General features: G+C 67.7%; 15 protein-coding genes and 1 pseudogene. 10 read left to right on the forward strand and 6 right to left on the reverse strand.

Going from position 1 to position 20,290, the window contains the following annotated elements:
- Nucleotide 1: 1 nt before the first annotated feature.
- From J2X52_RS15365 to J2X52_RS15395, 7 genes and pseudogenes are all read left to right on the forward strand, one after another.
- Nucleotides 2–253 (forward strand): annotated as a pseudogene (locus J2X52_RS15365) (GIY-YIG nuclease family protein); the annotation flags it as partial.
- The gene (locus tag J2X52_RS15370; protein WP_343226793.1) at nucleotides 236–727 is read left to right on the forward strand and encodes a GNAT family N-acetyltransferase; all 492 of its coding nucleotides are present in this window, start codon (nucleotides 236–238) and stop codon (nucleotides 725–727) included. The pseudogene J2X52_RS15365 and the gene J2X52_RS15370, both read left to right, overlap by 18 nt.
- A 72-nt stretch (nucleotides 728–799) precedes the next feature.
- A complete protein-coding gene (locus J2X52_RS15375; RefSeq protein WP_310155278.1) occupies nucleotides 800–1,918 on the forward strand; it encodes a UDP-N-acetylglucosamine--N-acetylmuramyl-(pentapeptide) pyrophosphoryl-undecaprenol N-acetylglucosamine transferase in 1,119 nt (372 codons plus the stop codon).
- Nucleotides 1,915–3,543, forward strand: a complete 1,629-nt coding sequence (locus tag J2X52_RS15380) for an NAD(P)/FAD-dependent oxidoreductase (RefSeq protein WP_310155281.1) — start codon at nucleotides 1,915–1,917, stop codon at nucleotides 3,541–3,543. The genes J2X52_RS15375 and J2X52_RS15380 overlap by 4 nt, the downstream gene beginning before the upstream one ends.
- Nucleotides 3,544–3,763: 220 nt before the next feature.
- On the forward strand, nucleotides 3,764–6,541 hold the full coding sequence (glnE, locus tag J2X52_RS15385) for a bifunctional [glutamate--ammonia ligase]-adenylyl-L-tyrosine phosphorylase/[glutamate--ammonia-ligase] adenylyltransferase (protein ID WP_310155284.1): 2,778 nt from the start codon (nucleotides 3,764–3,766) through the stop codon (nucleotides 6,539–6,541).
- 199 nt (nucleotides 6,542–6,740) lie between these two features.
- Nucleotides 6,741–7,619 carry an RNA polymerase sigma factor RpoH gene (gene rpoH, locus J2X52_RS15390; RefSeq protein WP_310155287.1) on the forward strand — a complete coding sequence of 293 codons (879 nt, stop codon included), beginning with the start codon at nucleotides 6,741–6,743 and terminating at the stop codon, nucleotides 7,617–7,619.
- A gap of 488 nt (nucleotides 7,620–8,107) precedes the next feature.
- Complete coding sequence (locus J2X52_RS15395; protein WP_310155289.1) at nucleotides 8,108–8,356, forward strand: hypothetical protein; 249 nt, start codon at nucleotides 8,108–8,110, stop codon at nucleotides 8,354–8,356.
- A 9-nt stretch (nucleotides 8,357–8,365) separates the two neighbouring features.
- Here J2X52_RS15395 and zupT read toward each other — a convergent pair whose 3' ends face one another.
- The 5 genes from zupT to J2X52_RS15420 all read right to left on the reverse strand — a co-directional run bounded on the left by zupT (nucleotide 8,366) and on the right by J2X52_RS15420 (nucleotide 15,692).
- A complete protein-coding gene (gene zupT, locus J2X52_RS15400; protein WP_310155292.1) occupies nucleotides 8,366–9,175 on the reverse strand; it encodes a zinc transporter ZupT in 810 nt (269 codons plus the stop codon).
- Nucleotides 9,176–9,252: 77 nt separating this feature from the next.
- On the reverse strand, nucleotides 9,253–10,566 hold the full coding sequence (locus J2X52_RS15405; RefSeq protein ID WP_310155295.1) for an NAD(P)/FAD-dependent oxidoreductase: 1,314 nt from the start codon (nucleotides 10,564–10,566) through the stop codon (nucleotides 9,253–9,255).
- Between the two features lie 153 nt (nucleotides 10,567–10,719).
- Nucleotides 10,720–13,545, reverse strand: coding sequence for a valine--tRNA ligase (locus J2X52_RS15410; RefSeq protein ID WP_310155298.1), 2,826 nt, complete (start codon nucleotides 13,543–13,545; stop codon nucleotides 10,720–10,722).
- 175 nt (nucleotides 13,546–13,720) lie between these two features.
- A complete protein-coding gene (locus tag J2X52_RS15415) occupies nucleotides 13,721–14,146 on the reverse strand; it encodes a DNA polymerase III subunit chi (RefSeq protein ID WP_310155301.1) in 426 nt (141 codons plus the stop codon).
- Nucleotides 14,147–14,213: 67 nt separating this feature from the next.
- Nucleotides 14,214–15,692, reverse strand: a complete 1,479-nt coding sequence (locus J2X52_RS15420; protein WP_310155304.1) for a leucyl aminopeptidase — start codon at nucleotides 15,690–15,692, stop codon at nucleotides 14,214–14,216.
- A 135-nt stretch (nucleotides 15,693–15,827) separates the two neighbouring features.
- Here J2X52_RS15420 and lptF point away from each other — a divergent pair, with 135 nt between their 5' ends.
- Nucleotides 15,828–16,913: an LPS export ABC transporter permease LptF gene (gene lptF / locus J2X52_RS15425; protein ID WP_310155307.1), complete on the forward strand. Its 1,086-nt coding sequence runs from the start codon at nucleotides 15,828–15,830 to the stop codon at nucleotides 16,911–16,913.
- Entirely contained in the window at nucleotides 16,910–18,019 is a 1,110-nt protein-coding gene (gene lptG / locus J2X52_RS15430) for an LPS export ABC transporter permease LptG (protein ID WP_310155313.1), read from the forward strand. Before lptF ends, lptG begins: the two co-directional genes overlap by 4 nt.
- Nucleotides 18,020–18,482: 463 nt before the next feature.
- On the opposite strand, the gene J2X52_RS15435 is transcribed toward lptG, so the two are convergent.
- Nucleotides 18,483–18,971 carry an RDD family protein gene (locus tag J2X52_RS15435; protein WP_310155316.1) on the reverse strand — a complete coding sequence of 163 codons (489 nt, stop codon included), beginning with the start codon at nucleotides 18,969–18,971 and terminating at the stop codon, nucleotides 18,483–18,485.
- Between the two features lie 43 nt (nucleotides 18,972–19,014).
- Here J2X52_RS15435 and xerD point away from each other — a divergent pair, with 43 nt between their 5' ends.
- Complete coding sequence (xerD, locus tag J2X52_RS15440) at nucleotides 19,015–20,001, forward strand: site-specific tyrosine recombinase XerD (protein ID WP_310155318.1); 987 nt, start codon at nucleotides 19,015–19,017, stop codon at nucleotides 19,999–20,001.
- Nucleotides 20,002–20,290: the final 289 nt, after the last annotated feature.

The following is a 20,290-nucleotide window of genomic DNA, read 5'->3' on the forward strand; positions in this document are numbered from 1 at the left end:
GATGACCGCACCGTCGCCCTGGCACCTCTACCTGCTCGAATGTCGCAACGGCAGCTGGTATGCCGGCATCACCAATGATCTCGATGCCCGGTTCGCCGCCCATGCGGCCGGCCGCGGGGCCAAGTACACGCGCGGCAATCCGCCGGTGCGCATCCTGGCCAGCCGCGGCTATCCGGATCGCGCCAGCGCCTCGCGGGCCGAATGGCAACTCAAGCGCCAGCCGCGTGCGCGCAAGCTGGCGTGGCTCCAGGCGCCCGAGTCGACGCTGGAGATCCGCGCCGGTGGCCTTGACGATCCACGCGTCGTCGAGTTGCTGCAGGCGCATCTCGATGCGATGGCACTGCATTCGCCGCCCGAAAGTATCCATGCGCTGGATCTGTCGGATCTTCGCGCGCCCGGCGTGTCGTTCTGGAGCGCCTGGCGTGGCGATGCACTCGCCGGCTGCGGCGCGCTCAAGGATCTCGGCGACGGGCATGGCGAACTCAAATCGATGCGCACCGATGCCGCGCACCTGCGCCAGGGCGTGGCCGCAGCAATACTCGCGCACCTGATGGCCACGGCCCGCGCGCAGGGCTGGCAGCGGCTGAGCCTGGAGACCGGCACCGCGGCGGCGTTCGCGCCCGCGCATGCGCTGTACGCGCGCCACGGGTTCACGCCTTGCGGCCCCTTCGGCGATTACGTCGACGATCCCTTCAGCACGTTCATGACGCGCTCGCTCGACGACTGAGCGCCGTGCGCGGGCGTGAACGCGCCGGGCGCACTGGCTATAGTCGTGCGCTGTCGTTTTCGCAGGTCGTCCATGTCGTACGTGTCTCCCGCATCGCTTCCCACCATCGCCTGTGCCGCCGGCGGCACCGGTGGGCATCTGTTCCCGGCCGAGGCGCTAGCGCGCGAACTGCAGCGTCGCGGCCATCCGGTGGTGATCTACACCGAGCGCCGCGGCGCGGCGTACACGCAAGCACTGGCCGGGCTCGACCACGTGGTGCTGCCGGCGCGCAGTCTTGAAGGCGGACTGTCGGGCAAGCTGGCCGCCGGCCTGACCATCCTGCGCGCGACGGCGCAGGCACGCGCCGACATGCGCCGCCGCGATGTGCGCCTGCTGGTCGGTTTCGGCGGTTATCCGAGCTTCGCGCCGGCACTCGCCGCCAGGAGCCGCGCGTTGCCGTTGCTGCTGCACGAGCAGGGCGCGCGGTTGAGCATGGCGAATCGCAAGCTGCTGCGCTTCGCCGATGGCGTGGCGACCTCGTTCCCGGAGACCGCCGGCCTCGACGCCTTCGACGCCGCGCGCATCGTCGACACCGGCAATCCCGTGCGCCAGGCGATCCTCGATGCGCGCGGCGACTATCCGCTGCTCGATGCAGCTGCCCCGCTGCGCCTGCTCGTCGTCGGCGGCAGCCAGAGCGCGCGCGTATTCGGCGAGGTCGTGCCGCCGGCGTTGCTGCAACTGCCCGAGTCGATCCGCCAGCGCCTGCAGGTTTCGCTGCAATACAAGGGCGATGCGACCGACCAGATCGAGCGCACGCTGCGCGCCGCCGGCATCGACGCGACCGTGCGTCCGTTCTTCGACGACATGGGTGCGCGCCTGCGTGATGCGCATCTGGTGATCACCCGCGCCGGCGCGACCACGGCGGCCGATCTGCTGACCGTGGGCCGTCCGGCCGTGCTGGTGCCGATTCCCGCGGGTGGCTCGCGCGACGAGCAACGCCGCAATGCCGAGACGCTGGCCGCGGCCGGCGTCGGCTGGTGCGTGCCCGAACCCGAACTGACGCCCGAACATCTGTCGACGCTGCTCGCCGATGCGTTCGCCTCGCCGACGGTCCTGCCCGATGCCGCGCGCGCGTCCGCCGCGCTCGGTCGTCCGCAAGCGGCCTCGACCCTGGCCGATCTGGTGCAGTCCACACTGGCCCGGCACACATGAGCGCAGCGTCCGACGACTGCGATGTGCTGGTCGTCGGCGGCGGCCACAACGGACTGGTCTGCGCTGCGTATCTCGCCGGCGCCGGCCTGCGCGTGCGCGTGCTCGAACGGCGCCGCGTCGTCGGCGGCGCAGCGGTCACCGAGGAATTCCATCCGGGCTTCCGCAATTCGTTGGCGAGCTACACCGTCAGCCTGCTCAATCCGAAAGTGATCGCTGATCTGCGTCTGGTGCAGCACGGCCTGCGCGTGGTCGAGCGGCCGTACTCGAATTTTTTGCCTTTGCCGGACGGCCGTGCATTCCGTCTCGGCGGTCCGGATGGCGCGGCCGAACTCGCACGCTGGTCGCCGCGCGATGCCGCGCGTCTGCCCGACTACTACGCGATGCTCGATCGCGTGGTCGTCGTGCTGCGAGAACTGATGCACGCCACACCGCCCAATGTCAGTGACCGTTTCGTACTCGCCGACTGGCTCAGCTCACTGACCGTCGCGCGGCAATTGAAATCGCTGGACATGCGCGGCCGTCGCGACCTGCTGGACCTGTTCTCCAAATCCGCCGGCGAACTGCTTGACGACTGGTTCGAATGCGAGCCGCTCAAAGCGGCGCTGGGCTGGGATTCGATCGTTGGCAATTTCGCCAGTCCCTACACGCCGGGCTCGGCCTACGTGCTGCTGCACCACGTGTTCGGCGAGGTCAACGGCAAGAGTGGCGTCTGGGGTCACGCGATCGGCGGCATGGGTGCGATCAGCGATGCGATCGCGACCGAATGCCGCGCGCGTGGCGTGGTGATCGACACCGATGCGGAGGTCGCGCAGGTGCTGGTCGAATGCGGTCGCGCGGTCGGCGTCGCGCTGGCCGACGGGCGCACACTGCGCGCAGGCGTGATCGCGTCCAACCTCAACCCGAAGCTGCTGTACACGCGCCTGGTCGCGCCCGAGCATCTCGACGACGACACCACCGCGCGTATCCGCCGCTACCGCTGCGGCTCCGGTACGTTCCGTATGAATGTTGCGCTGTCGGAACTGCCGGACTTCCGCGCCGCCCCTGGCACCACGCTGCAGCCGCATCATCAGAGCGGGATCCTGATCGGCGATTCGCTCAGCTATTTCGAACGTGCGTATTTCGATGCGAAATCGCGCGAACACAATCCGGGCTGGTCGCGCGCGTCCGTCGTGGAACTGGTGATCTCGTCGACGCTCGACGACAGCCTTGCGCCGACCGGCCAGCACGTCGCCAGCCTATTCTGCCAGCACGTCAATCCGATCATCGAGGATGCCGACGGTGGCTGGGACGCGCATCGCGACACGGTCGCCAAACTGATGATCGACACCGTGGACGCACGGGCGCCGAACTTCGCGCGCAGCGTGCTCGGTTATGACGCGCTGACCCCGCTCGATCTCGAACGACGGCTCGGCCTCGTCGGCGGCGACATCTTCCACGGCGCACTCGGTCCGGACCAGTTATTCAGCGCGCGACCCGTGCTCGGGCAGGGCCATTACCGCGGCGCGCTGGGCGGGTTGTACCTGTGCGGCTCCGGGTCGCATCCGGGCGGCGGCGTCACCGGGCTGCCAGGACGTAACGCCGCGCGCGAGATCCTGCGCGACCTGAGGCGCGGCCCGAAACCCTGAACAGGCGGGTTTTTGAACCCGCCGGTATCGTTTTGCAATGCAGCGTGCAAAGCGGTAACGACTCTTTCACTATCGCCCTGCACCCGACGTGGGGGAGGGAGCAAGGCCCGCAACCGGTTTACCGGTCGCGGGCTTTTTTTTTGCTTGGTGTTTGTGCAGGTCATGCCGAAACACCACGCGTCCGGGCTCGATATCCGCATCGCGATGCGACAATCCGCGGATGCCTGACGCCCCCCTGCCGCCCGAACTCGACGCCCAGCTCGACCGCCTGGTCGCGCGATTGCCGGACACCATCCGCGGCGATGCCGACGCCATCGCGCGTATCCGCCCCGTAGCACTCGCCAGCGATTTCGCGCTCGACCTATTGCAACGTCAGCCGGACGTGCTCGCGCAACTCCTGGAGAACGACGCGCAGCACGGCATCGCAGCGCCCGTGCTCGACGCCGGCAACCGGAGCGAATGGCCGACCTTGCTGCGTCGCTATCGCACCGCGTGTTCGGCGCGGCTGGTCTGGCGCGATGTGCACGGTCTCGATGATGTGGATGCGACGCTGGCTGGCAGCACGGCGCTGGCGGAACAATGTCTGACGCTCGCGCTCGATGCGCTCGAAGCCGAGTTTGCGCAGCGCTACGGGCGCGTGCGCGATATCGACGGCAATGTCGTGCGGCTGGTCGTGTTCGGACTCGGCAAGCTCGGCGGCGGCGAACTCAATTTCAGTTCCGACATCGACCTGATCTACAGCTTCGCGACCGCGGGCGAGAGCGATGGTGCGCGTGCACTCGCCGCCGAGGACTACTTCACCCGGCTCGGCCAGCAGTTCGCCAAGCTGCTCGACGAAAACACCGGCGACGGTTTCAGCCATCGCGTCGATCTGCGGTTGCGCCCGTTCGGCAGCGCCGGACGCATCGCCTTGAGCTTCGCGGCGATGGAGCAGTACTTCCAGCACGAAGGTCGCGACTGGGAACGCTACGCCTGGCAGAAGGCGCGCCCGGTCGCTGGTGACATCGAGGCCGGCGAACGCTTCCTGACGCAGCTGCGGCCCTTCATCTATCGACGCTATCTCGACTACGGTGCGCTCGACGGCCTGCGGCAGATGAAGGCGATGATCGCGGCCGAAGTTGCGCGCAAGGAGCTGTCCGACGACATCAAGCGCGGTGACGGCGGCATTCGCGAGATCGAATTCCTGGCCCAGGCGCTGCAGCTGATCCGTGGTGGGCGCGAGCCGGCACTGCGCGACCGGCGCCTGCTGCCGACGCTCGACGCCTTGCACGCGCATGCGCAGATCGATGCCGACACGCTGGTCTTGTTGCAACGCGCCTATCGCTTCTTGCGCCAGCTGGAGAACCGGCTGCAGATGCTGCGCGATGCGCAGACGCACAGGCTGCCCGCCGATCCACTGGACCGCCTGCGGATCGCGCGCGGGCTCGGTTACGCCGACTGGGACGCACTCGTCGCTACGCTGCGCGACGTGCGTGCGTCGGTGGCGCAGGAATTCGATGCATTGTTCGCCGTGCGCAGCCAGCAGCGTGCGGCGACTGCAGATAACGATCTCACGGGCTACTGGGCAGCTTTGCCGGAAGGCGGCGAGCGCGCGGTGCTGGAGACGGCCGGTTTCAGCGACAGCGCCGATGTCGACGCGGCGCTGCGAGACTTCGCGCGTTCGCCGAGCGTGCGCGATCTGTCCGACAGCGCACGCACGCGACTGGACCGGTTGATGCCGATCCTGCTGCAGGCGTCGGCGCCCGCCGATCGTCCGCTGCAGGCGATCCGCCGGCTGCTCGCGCTGCTGCACAACATTCTGCGACGTGCGAGCTATCTGGCCCTGCTCGATGAACGCCCGGCCGCGCTGGCGCGCCTGGTGGACGTGGTCACACGCAGCGCCTTCCTCGCCGAGCGCCTCGCGGCCCATCCGTTGCTGCTCGATGAATTGCTCGACGCGCGCGACGAAGGTCCGCTGCTGCAGCGGGGCGAGATGGCAACGGCCTGCGGGCGGGCGTTGCGCCAGTCCGATCTGGAAGCCGGCCTGCTCGATCTCAACGAGACACGGCAGCAACTGAGTTTCCGCATCGCGCTCGCGACGCTGGATGGTCGCCAGTCCGGACAGGACGCCACGCGCCAGCTCGCGTGGCTGGCCGACGCGGTGGTCGATACCGTGCTCGCGCTGGCGATGCGCGATCTCGAGGCCACGCATGGCGCGCTGCCCGATGCGCGGTTTGCGGTGATCGGCTACGGCAGCCTCGGCGGCGAGGAGTTGGGCTTCGGCTCCGATCTCGACCTCGTGTTTCTCTACGACGCGCCCGCCGACGCGCAATCCACCGGCGCGCGTCCGCTCGATGCACAGCGCTGGGCGGCGCGCCTGGGACAGAAGATCGTCGCGCTGCTGGGCACCGTGACCGGCGGCGGCCGCCTCTACGACGTCGACGTGCGCCTGCGCCCGGACGGCGGCAAGGGCCTGCTGGTGTCGTCGCTGGCCAGCTACGCGGAATACCAGCGCGAGCGGGCCTGGACCTGGGAGCACCAGGCGCTGGTCCGCGCGCGCTTCGTGGCCGGGCATGACGCCATGGCCGCCGCGTTCGAGGACGTACGCCGCGACATTCTGGCGACGCCGCGCGATCCGGCGAAACTGCACGAGGACGTGCTGTCGATGCGGCGACGCATGCGCGCCGAACTGGACCGCAGCGCCGGGGATCGCTTCGACCTCAAGCAGGGCAGCGGCGGCCTGGTCGATCTGGAATTCCTGTTGCAGTGGCTGGTGCTGCGCGAGGGGGCGACCCGCCCCGCGTTGCTAGCCCCGCGCGCCACGCCGCTGCTTCTGGAGACGGCCGGAGCCGAAGGTCTGCTCGATGCGGGCACCAGCGCGGACCTGCGGGCGGCCCACGCCACGCTGCTCGAACTCGGACTGGGTTGCACGCTGGACCGCCGGACCCGGATCGTGGTCGAGACACCCGATCTCGACTCCGCCCGCGAGACGATCCGTTGCGCTGCGGATTGGACCTGAATAGGTCAGGTTTCATGCGGGGTTGGCGGCCAGGGCGGCAAACTTGCGTATAGATTGCAGAGGCACCGGCAGGCGTGCGTGAAAATCCTGCCGGCGAACAGAATTCAAATGATTTCCCGATCTCGTTCTGTGAATGGAACATTCGGGAACTCTTGTGTGTCTTAGCAGTCAGACCTATCGACTGCTAATATCCCTCCCCATGAGCACGCAGACCATGTCCCACGCCCTGGTTGCCAACAGCCTCCCGACCCTCAGCCCGCTGGGTTCGCTGGACGCCTATATCGGTGCCGTGCACCAGATCCCGGTGCTGTCGGTCGAAGACGAGCAGGCGCTGGCGCAGCGTTATCGCGACGACGACGATCTCGACGCCGCGCGCGAGCTGGTGCATTCGCATCTGCGCTTCGTCGTGCACGTGGCCCGTGGCTACAACGGCTACGGCCTGCCCCTGGGCGATCTGATCCAGGAAGGCAACATCGGTCTGATGAAGGCGGTCAAGCGTTTCGACCCCGACGTGGGCGTGCGCCTGGTGAGCTTCGCCGTGCACTGGATCCGTGCCGAGATGCACGAGTTCATTTTGAAGAACTGGCGCATCGTCAAGGTCGCCACGACCAAGGCGCAGCGCAAACTGTTCTTCAACCTGCGCAAGAGCAAGAAGCGCCTGGGTTGGCTCAACGCGGCCGAGGTCAAGGCGGTTGCCGCCGACCTCAACGTGTCCGAGCGCGAAGTGCTGGAAATGGAGTCGCGACTCTCGGGTCGCGATATCGGTTTCGACGCCCCGGCTGGCGAGGACGACGACAATGCGCCGCCCGCACCGGTCGCCTATCTGGTCGCCCGCGACGAGGACCCGGCCCAGCTCTACGAACGTACCGACAGCGAGGACAACAAGCTCGACCTGCTGCGCGAAGGCATGGCGACGCTCGACGCCCGCTCGCGCGACATCATCAGCCGCCGCTGGCTCGACGACGAGCACAAGGTCACGTTGCAGGAACTGGCCGACGAGTACGGCGTGTCCGCCGAGCGTATCCGCCAAGTCGAAGCCAACGCGCTGAAGAAGATGAAGGCGCTGTTCGCGGCCTGATCGTCAGGACCAGAGCGACACATGAGACGGCCCGCGCAAGCGGGCCGTTTCTGTTTGAATCTCCAGTTCATACAGGAAGGTAAGCATGCGATCGAGATGGCTGGATACGGCGGTGGTGCTGGCGCTCGGCACCGGGCTGCTTTACGCAGGTGGCCACTATTACCGGCAAAGCTATTTGGCGGCCTTCGGGCTCAGCGCCGAGCAGTTTCAGAAGAGTGGCGAAGCGCTGATGCTCTTCGGATTCCATGCGGGTCTGACAAGGGGGCGTCCAATACATCTGGTGGGGAATTGCGGTCCTGTACGCCGGTCTGGTCGTTCTGATCCTTTGGCTCGTGATCCGGAAGATGGCGAGGCTTCACCTTAGGTGGCGGGCGAGGCGAATCGCAAGAATTCGGGCCTCACGAAATGCTCCTCGAAAGCGCCCTCGTCCTATCAAGATCCCAGGCATTGATACGCTGGATAGAATCGCAACCGCGCTGCCAGTTGCGTTGATCGCCTTCTCATCGATCCTGCTGGCGCTAGCGGGTGCCGAAAAGCTGGGAAAGTTGCGTGCCGAGCGCACGATCGCTAACTTCAACGGCGCATCTCAAGCCGTGTTGAGGTTGGAGAACGGTGCGAGTGTGCGTGTAGGGCCGCTGATCGTTTGCGACGACACGGCGTGCGCATATCTCATGCAGAATGGTGTCATCGTGCTGCGACGCGACCGCATTGTCAGTGCAAGTTTGACCACGCGATGAGCGGCTCAATCACCACTTGAACAGCACCAGGCTGATCGCCAGCGCCGCCATGCCCGAGACCAAGCCATAGACCGTCTCGTGACCCTTGGCGTAGCGCTTGGCGGCGGGCAGCAGTTCGTCGAGGGCGAGGAACACCATGACGCCGGCGATCAGGCCGAAGACGACGCCGAACACCGGCTCGGACAGGAACGGGCGCAGCACCGCATAGCCGATCAACGCGCCCAGCGGTTCGGCCAGGCCCGACAGCAGGCAGGCGAGGAAGGCGTAGAGCTTGTTGTTGGTCGCGAAGTACACCGGCACCGCGATCGCGATACCTTCGGGGATGTTGTGGATCGCGATTGCGAAGGCGAGCGGCATGCCGACCCCCGGGTTCGACAGCGTGGCGAAGAACGTCGCCAGGCCTTCGGGGAAGTTGTGCGCGGTGATCGCAACGGCGGTCAGCAGGCCGACGCGCTTGATGTAGCTGGTGTTGTGCTCACGGAAATAGGGATCGTCGACTTCCAGACGCTCGTGTGGATTCGGCACGAGGCGGTCGATGCCGACGATGAACAGCAGGCCGCCGAGAAACGACAGCGTGCCCCAGGTGAAACCGAGCTGTTCGCCGTAGGCGTTGGTAAAGGCGAGGATCGACTTGTCGAGGATCTCGGTCAGCGACACGTAGACCATCGCGCCGGCCGCAAACGCCAGGCCGAACGACAGCAGGCGCGCATTCGGTTGCTTCGCGAACAGCACCAGCAGGCTGCCGAGACCCGTAGCCAGTCCAGCGGCGGTGGTGACCGCGAGCGCGATCCAGAAGTTGTGGGTCGAAATTTCGAGCATGCGCGATAACGCCGGAACGTGTGGAGGGCGCGACTCAGCCCGGCTGCGGATCCGGCTTGGGTGGGCGCGCGGCCATGCTAGCCGATGCGCGGTGTATCGGGCCCCTCACCATCAGACTTCATGGCCGGTTCTGCATCCAGCGGCGGTCCGAAGATGATCCGCGCCGCGCGCTGGTAGCTCCAGTACGCCCAGGTCCAGTTGAGCAAGACGACCACACGGTTGCGGAAGCCGATCAGGAAGAACACATGGGCGATCAGCCAGAACCACCAGGCGAGCACGCCGGACAGTTTCAGGCGTCCGAAATGGACGACGGCGGCCATGCGCCCGATCGTTGCGAGGTTGCCGAAGTCGCGGTAGGCGAACGGCGTCGTCGACTGGCCGCGCAGGCGTGCGCGAATGCTGGTCGCGACATGCCGCCCCATCTGCTTGGCCGCCGGCGCAACACCCGGCACCGGCTGACCGTTGCTCTGGATCGCAGCGAGATCGCCGGCGACATAGATGTCGGGATGGCCCGGCACACGCAGATCCTGTTCGACCTGGACCCGTCCGGCGCGGTCACGCGGCGCATCGAGCAGGGCGCCGAGTGGAGACGCCGCCACGCCCGCGGCCCAGATCACCGTCTTCGCGGCGACGCGCTGGTCGCCGAGGCGATAGCCGTCGGCATCGATATCGGCGACCGGGGTGCCGGTCTGCACTTCGACACCGAGCTTCTGCAACTGCCTGCGCGCCTTGTCCGACAGATCGTCCGGAAACGACGACAGCACGCGCGGGCCGGCCTCGACCAGGCGCACTTTCGCCTGCGCCGGATCGATGTTGCGGAACTCGCTGCGCAGCGTGTGACGCGCGATCTCGGCCAACGTGCCGGCGAGTTCCACGCCGGTCGGACCACCGCCGACGACGGCGAAGCTGAGCCATGCGGCGCGCTTGTCTGGATTGGCTTCCGCCTCGGCGCGTTCGAACGCGAGCAGCATCTTGCGACGCAGCAGCAGCGCGTCATCGAGCGTCTTCAGGCCCGGCGCATGCGCGGCCCAATGATCGTTGCCGAAGTAGGCGTGCGTGGCGCCTGCGGCGAGCACCAGGGTGTCGAAGGCGAGTGTGGTGCCATCTGCGAGCGCGAGGGTCTTCGCAGCGGTGTCGATGCCCTGGACCTCGGCCAGCCGCACCTCGACGTTGTCCTGGCTGCGCAGGATGTGGCGCAGCGGCGCAGCAATATCCGGCGCCGACAGGCCGGCCGTCGCCACCTGGTAGAGCAGGGGCTGGAACAGGTGATGGTTGCCGCGATCAACGAGCGTGATGCGCACCGGGTCGCGCGCCAGCGCGCGCGTGGCCCAGAGGCCGGCGAAACCGCCGCCGATGATGACGACGTGTGGGGTGCGATCGGAACTGGACATGTGATCGACGTGCGTGGGGTTGGCCGATTGTAGGCGGCCACCCGAAAACGCGATGTCAGGGGCGGAACCTGTAGGCGCGCGCTTGCGCGCGATGGAGCGTTCACGGGAATGCCCATCGCGCGCAAGCGCGCTCCTAGAGGCCGGCGCCGTACCTCAGAGCCGCGCGCGCTGCGCGGCAAGGGCGTCGTGCTGCGCGGTCCAGTCGACGAGGCGCTGACGCTCCTGATCGACGACGGCCGCCGGCACCTTGTCGCTGAACTTCGCGATCTTCGCCGCGCTCTTGTCCTTCTCCGCGAGCACGCGCGCGATTTCCTTGTCCAGGCGCGCGCGCTCGGCATCCAGATCGACCAGGCCTTCCAGCGGCACGAACAGCTTCACGTCACCCACCAGGCCGGTCGCGGCCGGCGGCGGATCGCCGTCGACGGTGTCGATGCGCTCGAGCCGGTTGAGGAACTTCAGCTGCGAATCGAAACGCTGCAGACGCGCGCGCGACGCGTCGCTGCCGGCCTGCACCAGCAATGGCACCTGCTTGCCCGGCGACACGCCCAGTTCGCTGCGCACGCGGCGCAGCGCGGTGACCATCTGCTTCAGCCATTCGACGTCGGTGGTGGCCTGCGCGCAGCGGGCGATCAGATCGCCGTCGGGCGCCGGGTAGGGCCGCAGCGAAATCGTCGCGTCCGCGATGCCGACGCGCGGCGCGACCTGACGCCACAGTTCTTCGGTGACGAACGGAATCAGCGGATGCAGCAGACGCAGCAACGATTCGAGCACGTGCAGCAGCGTGTGGCGGGTGCTGTTCGCGGCCGCGGCATCGTCTCCCAGCAGCGCCGGCTTGGCGAGTTCGACGAACCAGTCGCAGAAGTCGTTCCAGGCGAATTCGTACAGCGTCTGCGCCAGCAGGTCGAAGCGGTAGCTGGTGAAGTGCGCGCGTGCTTCCTCGGCGGTGGTGGCCAGGCGAGCGAGGATCCACTTCTCGGCATCGGTCGTCGGCTCGGGCGCACCGTCGGCGCTGAAGCCTTCGGTGTTCATCAGCACGAAGCGCGTCGCGTTCCACAGCTTGTTGCAGAAATTCTTGTAGCCCTCGGCGCGGCCGAGATCGAACTTGATGTCGCGGCCCGGGCCGGCCAGCGCGGCCATCGTGAAGCGCAGCGGGTCGGCGCCATGGGCGATGATGCCGTCCGGAAATTCCTTGCGCGTCGCCTTCTCGATCTTCGGCGCGTCCTTGGGCTTCATCAGGCCGGTGGTGCGCTTGGCGACGAGATCCTCAATGGAAATGCCGTCGATGATGTCGAGCGGATCGAGCACGTTGCCCTTCGACTTCGACATCTTCTGGCCGTCGCGGTCACGCACCAGGCCGGTCATGTAGACGTCGCGGAACGGCACCTGGCCGGTCAGGTGATCGGTCAGCATGATCATCCGGGCGACCCAGAAGAAGATGATGTCGAAGCCCGTGACCAGAACGCTCGACGGCACGAAGTGTGCGAAGCCGCGCTCGGCCATCGCCGCCTCGTCCGGCCAGCCCATGGTGTTGATCGGCCACAGACCCGACGAGAACCAGGTCTCGAGCACGTCGGTGTCCTGGGTTAGCGGCACATCCGGGCCGAGACCGGCACGCGCGCGCGCGTCGGCTTCGTCGCGGCCGACGTGGATGTTGCCGTCCGCGTCGTACCACGCCGGAATGCGATGGCCCCACCACAGCTGGCGGCTGATGCACCAGTCCTGGATGTTTTCCATCCAGTGGCGATAGGTGCTGGTCCAGTTCGGCGGGACGAACTTCACCGCGCCGCTCTCGACCAGCTCCATGCCGCGTTTGGCGAAGCCGTCCATCGCGACGAACCACTGGTCGGTCAGGTAGGGCTCGATGACCTGGCCGGTGCGGTCGCCGCGCGGGACCTGCAGTTTGTGCGGCTTCGTTTCGACCAGGAAATCGCCGGCTTCGAGATCGGCGAGCACGGCCTTGCGTGCGTCGAAGCGGTCGAGGCCGCGGTACTGCTCGGGCGCGTTCTCGTTGATCGCGGCGTCCGGCGTGAACAGGTTGATCATCGGCAGGCCGTGGCGCTGGCCGACCTGGTAATCGTTGAAGTCGTGCGCGGGCGTGACCTTGACCACGCCGGTGCCGAAGGCGCGGTCGACATAGCCGTCGCCGATCACCGGGACCAGGCGACCGGTCAGCGGCAGCACGACCGATTGGCCGATCAGATGCGCGTAGCGCGCGTCATCGGGATGCACCATCGCCGCGGTGTCGCCGAGCATGGTTTCCGGGCGCGTCGTCGCGACGACGAGATAGTCGCGCGTCTCGCGCAGGGTCTCGTTGCCGTCGGCGTCGACTTCGACGTGCTCGTAGCTCGCGCCATCGGCCAGCGGGTAGCGGATCGACCACAGCGATCCGTCTTCTTCCTCGCTGACGACTTCGAGGTCGGAGATCGCGGTCTTGAGCACCGGATCCCAGTTGACCAGGCGCTGGCCGCGATAGATCAGGCCTTCCTCGTGCAGGCGCACGAAGGCTTCGACCACGGCCTTCGACGGCAGCGGATCCATCGTGAAGGTCTTGCGCGACCAGTCACCCGACGCACCGAGGCGGCGCATCTGGCGCTCGATCGTGTCGCCGGACTGGCCCTTCCATTCCCACACCTTCTCGATGAAGCCATCACGGCCCAGCGAGTCGCGGGTCTCGCCCTTGCCTTCGAGCGCGAGATTGCGCGCGACCACCATCTCGGTCGCGATACCGGCGTGGTCGGTGCCCATCTGCCACAGCGTGCGATGCCCGAGCATGCGGTGGTAGCGGATCAGCGCATCCTGCAGCGTGTGCTGGAAGGCATGGCCCATGTGCAGCGTGCCGGTGACGTTCGGCGGCGGCAGCAGGATCGTGTAGGCCGGGCCGTCGCCCTGCGGCTGGAAGACGCCGGTCTTCTCCCATTCCGCGTACAGGCGGGCTTCGAAGGTGCCGGGGTCGTAGCTGGGGGCGAGTGTGTCGGTCATGGTCGCAACAGGAAATTGGATGGCCTCCTCCCCCGCGTGCGGGGGAGGGCTGGGGTGGGGGCATCGGCCGGGCGCCCCCATCCGCCCTTCGGGCACCTTCCCCCGCAGGCGGGAGAAGGGAATCACTGTGGTCCGACCTCATGCCCAGCTTCCTGCCTGCGCAGGAGGCGGGATGTCACATGTCGTGCTTGGCGAGATCGAGGCCGGCGGCCTTGTACTGCTTCCAGCGCTCGCGAAGCGGTTCGCGTGCCGAGTCGTCGGCCGGCACCACTTCGAGCACGCGCTCGAAGCCCGGCGGCGCCACTTCGTCGCGCAGATTGATGACCAGCGCGCGCATCGGCGCGTCGAAGTCGGGCGTGGCGATGAGGACGGGCGTCTCGTCGTCCTCTTCGTCCATGCCGGCGATCTGGTGGGGAATGTAGGCGTCCTCGCCCATGTCCCACAGCATGTCGTCGAGCGCTTCGGCCTGTTCGGCGTCGCGAGCGAGGATCAGCGTCCACAGTTCGGCCGCATAGGACTTGCGGACGAGTTCGCACACCAGGCGCAGCGGTTCCTCGCGGAAGCGCGGCTTGGCGATCAGGTAGAAGTCGGCGCGGGCCATGGCAGTGGCGGTCGGGCCGGAACCGGAGATGCGGCGTGATACCGCATCCCCGCGAGGCCCGGACCGGTCAGGCGACCTGGTCCATGAGCCACTGGCTCAGCAGGCCGACCGGGCGACCGGTGGCGTAGGCCATCTTGCCGCTGCCGCTGGCACTGCCGGCGATGTCGAGATGCGCCCAGCGCTGGCCTTCGGTGAAGCGCGACAGGAAGCAGCCTGCGGTGATCGCGCCGCCCCAGCGGCCGCCGATGTTGTAGACGTCGGCAAAGTTGGAATCGAGCATCGACTGGTATTCGTCCCACAGCGGCAGACGCCACGCGCGGTCGAACACGTGCTCGCCGGCGGCCAGCAGTTCGGCGGCCAGATCGTCGTGCTTGCTCATCAGGCCGGTGGCCTGGGTGCCGAGCGCGACCATGCAGGCGCCGGTCAGCGTGGCGACGTCGACCAGTGCGGCCGGATCGAACCGCTCGGCGTAGGTCAGCGCGTCGCACAGGATCAGGCGGCCTTCGGCGTCGGTGTTGCCGACTTCGATGGTCTTGCCCGACATGCTGGTGATGACGTCCGACGGGCGATACGCGTCGCCGTCGATGCCGTTCTCCACCGCCGGCACGATCACGTGCAGGTTGATCGGCAGGTCGAGGCCGACCGCGGACACGAACGTGCCCATGACCGTCGCCGCGCCGCACATGTCGAACTTCATTTCCTCAATGCCGCCCTGCGTCTTGAGGTTGACGCCGCCGGTGTCGAAGGTGATGCCCTTGCCGACCAGCACGTAGGGCTTGGCGTCGCCGCCGTTGTTCCAGCTCAGCACCACGAGGCGTGGGCGGTTGGCCGAACCGCGCGCCACGGCGAGCAGCGAGCCCATGCCCAGCGCTTCCATCTGCGCATCTTCGAGCACTTCGCACGACGCCTTCTCGAAGCGCGAGGCGAAGGTCATCGCCTGCTCGCCCAGATAGGCCGGGTTGCAGATGTTCGGCGGCAGGTTGCCGAGCTCGCGGGCGAACTTGACGCCGGCGGCGATCGCCTTGCCCTGGGTCACTGCATCGGCGTCGTCGCCGACGATCGAGATCGCGGTCAGCGTGTCGGGTTCGCGCTTCTTGTTCTTGGCGCCCAGGGTGGCCACGTAGCGATACGCGGCGTGGTCGGCGGCGACCACGGTCTGGCGGATCTTCCACGCGGTGTCGCGACCAGCAACGTCGAGATCGGCGAGTGCGATCGCGGCATTGCTGCTGTTGCCGTCGCGCAAAGCGCGCACGGCATCGGCGACCGCCTTGAGGTACTGCGGCACGCCGAACTTGGCGCGCTCGCCCAGGCCGACCGTCAGCACGCGCGGCGCCGTGACGCCCGGCAGGTCGTGCAGCAGGCTGGTGCGACCGGCCTTGCCGGACACGTCGCCGCGGGTGGCGAGGGTGGACAGACGGCCGCCGCTGGCGGTGTCGATCGCCGCGGCGGCACCGGCCAGCGGACCGTCGGCGAAGACGCCCACGACGAGGCAATCACTGGACAGGGCGGCGGGAGACGCTTGGTTCAGGGAGAATTCGAGGGTCATCAACCAGATTCCATGGGGTGATCGGTACACTTCATGGTCCAGCGCGCGGCGCCCGTGTCAGGCTTGCCGCCGCAGAAGCGCCGTGCTGGCGCGGCTGGACGAACCCCCAAGTCTAAAGCAAAGCCCCCACACCTGATGTCGAAGCTCGACCGATACCTGTCCCGCGAGCTCGCCCAGTCCACCTTCGCAGCCCTCGTGGTGCTGCTGATCGTGAGCCTCGGCGGCGTATTCGCGGACGTGCTGAGCGACATCGCCCGCGGGCGCGTGCCGGCCGGCCTGATGCTGGCCCAACTCGGCCTGCAGGTCCTCAACTACCTGCCGCTGATCCTGCCGCTGGGCCTGATGCTCGGCCTGATGCTGGGGTTCGGCCGTCTGTACCGTGATTCGGAGATGCCGGTGCTGACCTCGGTCGGCATCGGGCCAAGGCGTCTGCTGCGACCGCTGTCGCTGGTGGTCGTGCCGATGCTGCTGGTGATCGGCGCCTGTTCGCTATGGCTGGGTCCGTGGGCGCGCGACTACTCCCAGCAGATGATCGAGGCCGGGCAGCGCAGCCTGCTGGTGTCCGGCCTGGAGGCCGGGCGTTTCGTCGAGTTCCCCGGCGGTGGCGGCGTGGTCTACGTCAACGCCATGTCGGACGACGGCAGCAAGCTCGGTCGCGTGTTCGTTTATCGCCAGGACGAGGGGCGCATGGATGTCACCACCTCGCTGACCGGCGCATTGAGCATCGACGGCACCGAGCGCTTCCTGCGCCTGGACGAAGGGTTTCGCGTCGAAGGCCCGCTGGATGCCGGTCTCGACTACCGGCTGATGCGCTATGCGAGCAATGAACTGCGTTTGCCAGCGGTGGAATCGCGTGCGGACGGGAATGATCCCGACCTGCAGCCGACGTTCGCGCTGTTCGGCGATGCGCGCCCAGCGGCCCACGCGGAACTGCATTACCGCCTCGCGCCCGTGCTGCTGACGCTGGCCTTCGCGCTGCTGGCCGTGCCACTCGCGCGCAGCCCCCCGCGCCAGGCGCGCTACGGCCGGATGATGACCGGCTTTCTGGCCTATGTGATGGGCATGAACCTGATGATGCTCGGCAAGGACTGGGTCGCCGAAGGGCGCATTCCGGTGCTGCTCGGGCTGTGGTGGCTGGTGCTGCCGCTGCTCGGATTCGCGGCCTGGATGTATTTCAAAGATGGCCGGGTCACCGCGCCCAAATGGAAGCGCGTGCAATGAGGCCCCTGCTGCGCATCCATGATGTCTACGTGGCCAAGGTCGTCACCGTGATGGTGCTGGCAACCTGGATGGTGCTGGTCGGTCTCGACGCGGTGATGGCCGGTGTCAGCGAGATCGGCGCCGTCGGCCAGGGCGACTACACCTACTTCGGCGCGGTGACCTACATCCTGCAGACCTTGCCGCGACGTGCCTACGTGATGTTTCCCACGGCGGCAGTCATCGGCTCGCTGATGGGGCTGGGCCAGTTGGCGGCCACGTCCGAACTCATCGCGATGCGTGCCGTGGGCTTGTCGCGCACGCGGCTGAGCGTGTCGGTCGCGCTGCCGTTGCTGGTGCTGACCGCGGTCATGGTGCTCAATGGCGAGACGCTTGGGCCGATGGCCCAGCGCAGCGCCGACAGCATGAAGTCGGCCGCGCGCTCAAGCGACATGATCGTCGGCCGGTACTCGGGCCTGTGGGCGCGCGAGGGTGACACCTTCCTCAACGCGCAGAACGGCACCGAGATCAGCGACGGCGCCGGTGCCCGGATCCAGCTGCAGGACGTGCGCCTGTTCGAATTCGCCAGCGACGGTCGCCTCGAATCGGTGGCCTATGCCAAGACCGCCGAGCATGGCGCGGGCGGCTGGTTGTTGCGGGACGTGCAACGCACCTGGTTCGAGCCGCGCGCGGTGACCCGCACCGAGGCGCTGGAAGAGCACTGGGACTCGCAACTCGATGCGACCACGCTGGCCGCGAGCGCCAGCAACATCTGGCGGCCGCGTTACATGCCCGCCAGCGAGCTGCGCGCGGGCATCGACTACCGGCATCGCAACCAGCTCGACGCCAGCGAATTCGAGGAGCACTACTGGGGACGCTGGTTCTACCCGCTCAACGTTCTGGCCCTGTGCCTGGCCGCCATTCCCTTCGCATTCGGCTCCTTGCGCAGCGGCAATGCAGGCACGCGGCTCTTCATCGGCGTGGTTTTTGCGCTGGGCTTCTGGCTGGGCCAGACGCAGGTCGTCAAGCTGGCCGCGGTCTACCACCTGGATTACCGCTTGGCTTATCTCATTCCGCCAATGGTCATGCTGACCGTCTCATGGGCCCTCTTCCGCCGCCGGAGTGGGTGAGCGCCCGTCGAGCACGCGGCATCGCCGCGTGGCGGGCGCGAACGCCCGGCGTGCTTCGCCGGGCCGGACGTGCGATCCAGTGAGTAGCCGATAAGGTGTCGGTCGAAGCCGCGCGACCGGCGTGAGCAGCTCGCGTGCTTGGCGAGGGCGACGCGGGCATTTCAAGCAGATCGTGCGCTGTAACCCAGGGCGCGGCAGAAACTTGAGCCGTCGCCCCGGCGAACGCCGGGGTCCATCTTGATCTTCTGCGCCGTCACCAAGGCCAGACTGGATCCCAGTGTTCGCTGGGACGACGGGAGGCGGGGGCAATCGCGCACGTGCGACGCCGCTCCATCGCTCGACAGCTTCACTGCGGCCGCGATGCCGTCATCCCGGCGGGCGCCGGCATGACGAGTCGGGTAGCGAGGCAGCATTCCCGCCCGGGTACCACGGCTTGGGACATGAGTCTCTCAAGCTCGGCGAATCACCCGTCCGCCGAACGCCGCTTCGCATCGCGCAGCACCCGCGTCCCGCTCGCACGGTCGTGCCAGGTCAATCGTTCGCGATCGACCCACGCCCACCAGAATCCAAGGCCGCCGGCCAGTACGGAAAACGTCGCGACGCAGAAGCGCAGCCACAATGCCGGCGTCGACGCCCTGCCGCCATCCAGCGTGCGCACACGCAGGCGCCAGGGCCGCATGCCCAATGTCTGCCCACCATTGCGCCAGCTGATGACGGCATACAGCCCGGTCACCAGCCAACACGCTGCCCACAACGCGAGCTGCAGCCCGCTCAGCGGCGCGATGTTTTCGTGCGCATCGTGGTGGCCGAGGAAGGTGAAAGCCGCGGTGAAGGCGGCGGATAACAGCAGCCACAGGGCGAGCGCCGGCCACAGGTCGTAGAACATCGCCAGCAGGCGCCAGCCGATCCATGGCCGGGGCGGTGTGGTGGGCGGGGCGGGGGCGTCGGACATCGACAAAGCATAGCTGCAGCCTCGACCGTCTAAGCTGGTGTCGATGTCCAGCCGCAGCCCTACGACCACGCCTGCAGAGCGCCGCGCCCTCGCGATCGCGCTGCCGCCGTTGCGCGATGAGGATCGCCACGACATTGAGGGGTTTCTGGATGCGTTCTGGGCCGAGCACGGCATCGCCAGACAGACCGCGGACGCATACCGGCGTGATCTGGAAGGCCTCGCGCGTTGGCGTGACGGTCGTGATGGCGGCATCGCGCATGCCGATCGCGTTGCGTTGTTCGAACACCTCGCCTGGCGCACCCGGCATGGCTGGTCGCCGCGCAGCAACGCGCGCCTGCTGTCCGCGCTACGCGCGTTCTTCGCGCACCGCCAGCGCCGGCATGGACGGATTGATGATCCCACCGCGTTGCTCGAACCGCCCAAGCTGCCGCGCTCCCTGCCCAAGGCATTGGGCGAGTCGGAGATCGACGCGCTGCTCGACGCGCCCGACATCACCAGCGTCGACGGCCTGCGCGACCGTACGATGCTGGAACTGATGTACGCCTGCGGCCTGCGCGTCAGCGAGCTGGTCGACCTGCCGGCGAATGGCGTCAACCTGCGCCAGGGCGCCTTGCGGGTGACCGGCAAGGGCGAGCGCACGCGTCTGGTGCCGCTCGGCGAGGAAGCGCAGCACTGGTTGCGGCGGTACCTCGACGAGGCCCGGCCGACGTTGGCCGGTGGCAAAGGCCTCGCGCGTGATGCCGCTGGCGACACGCCGCTGTTCCTGACCGCGCGCCGCGCGGCGATGACCCGGCAACAGTTCTGGGTGCTGGTGAAACGCCATGCCGCCACCGCCGGCATCGATCCCGCCCGCATCAGCCCGCACGGCCTGCGCCACAGTTTCGCCACCCATCTGCTGAACCACGGCGCGGACCTGCGCGCGCTGCAGATGCTGCTGGGCCACAGTTCCCTGTCGACAACCCAGATCTACACCCTGGTCGCCCGCGAACAGCTCAAGCGCCTCCACACCACCCATCACCCGAGGGGGTGAGGCGCCGTTGCTCACGCGGCATGCCGCGTAACGGCGCCGAACGCCTCGCGTGCTGCGCGAGGCCGGACGTGCGATGAAACGACTGGCCGGCAGCGACTCGATCCAGACCGCGCGGGTGCGCCGAACGCCCGGCGTGCTTCGCCGGGCGGGACGTGCGATGCAATGAAAAGCCGAGAGCAATTCGATCCGAACTGCGCGTAACGGCGCCGAACGCCTCGCGTGCTGCGCGAGGCCGGACGTGCGATGAAACGACTGGCCGGCAGCGACTCGATCCAGACCGCGCGGGTGC

It is taken from the genome of Luteimonas sp. 3794 (assembly GCF_031456825.1).
GTDB lineage: Bacteria > Pseudomonadota > Gammaproteobacteria > Xanthomonadales > Xanthomonadaceae > Luteimonas.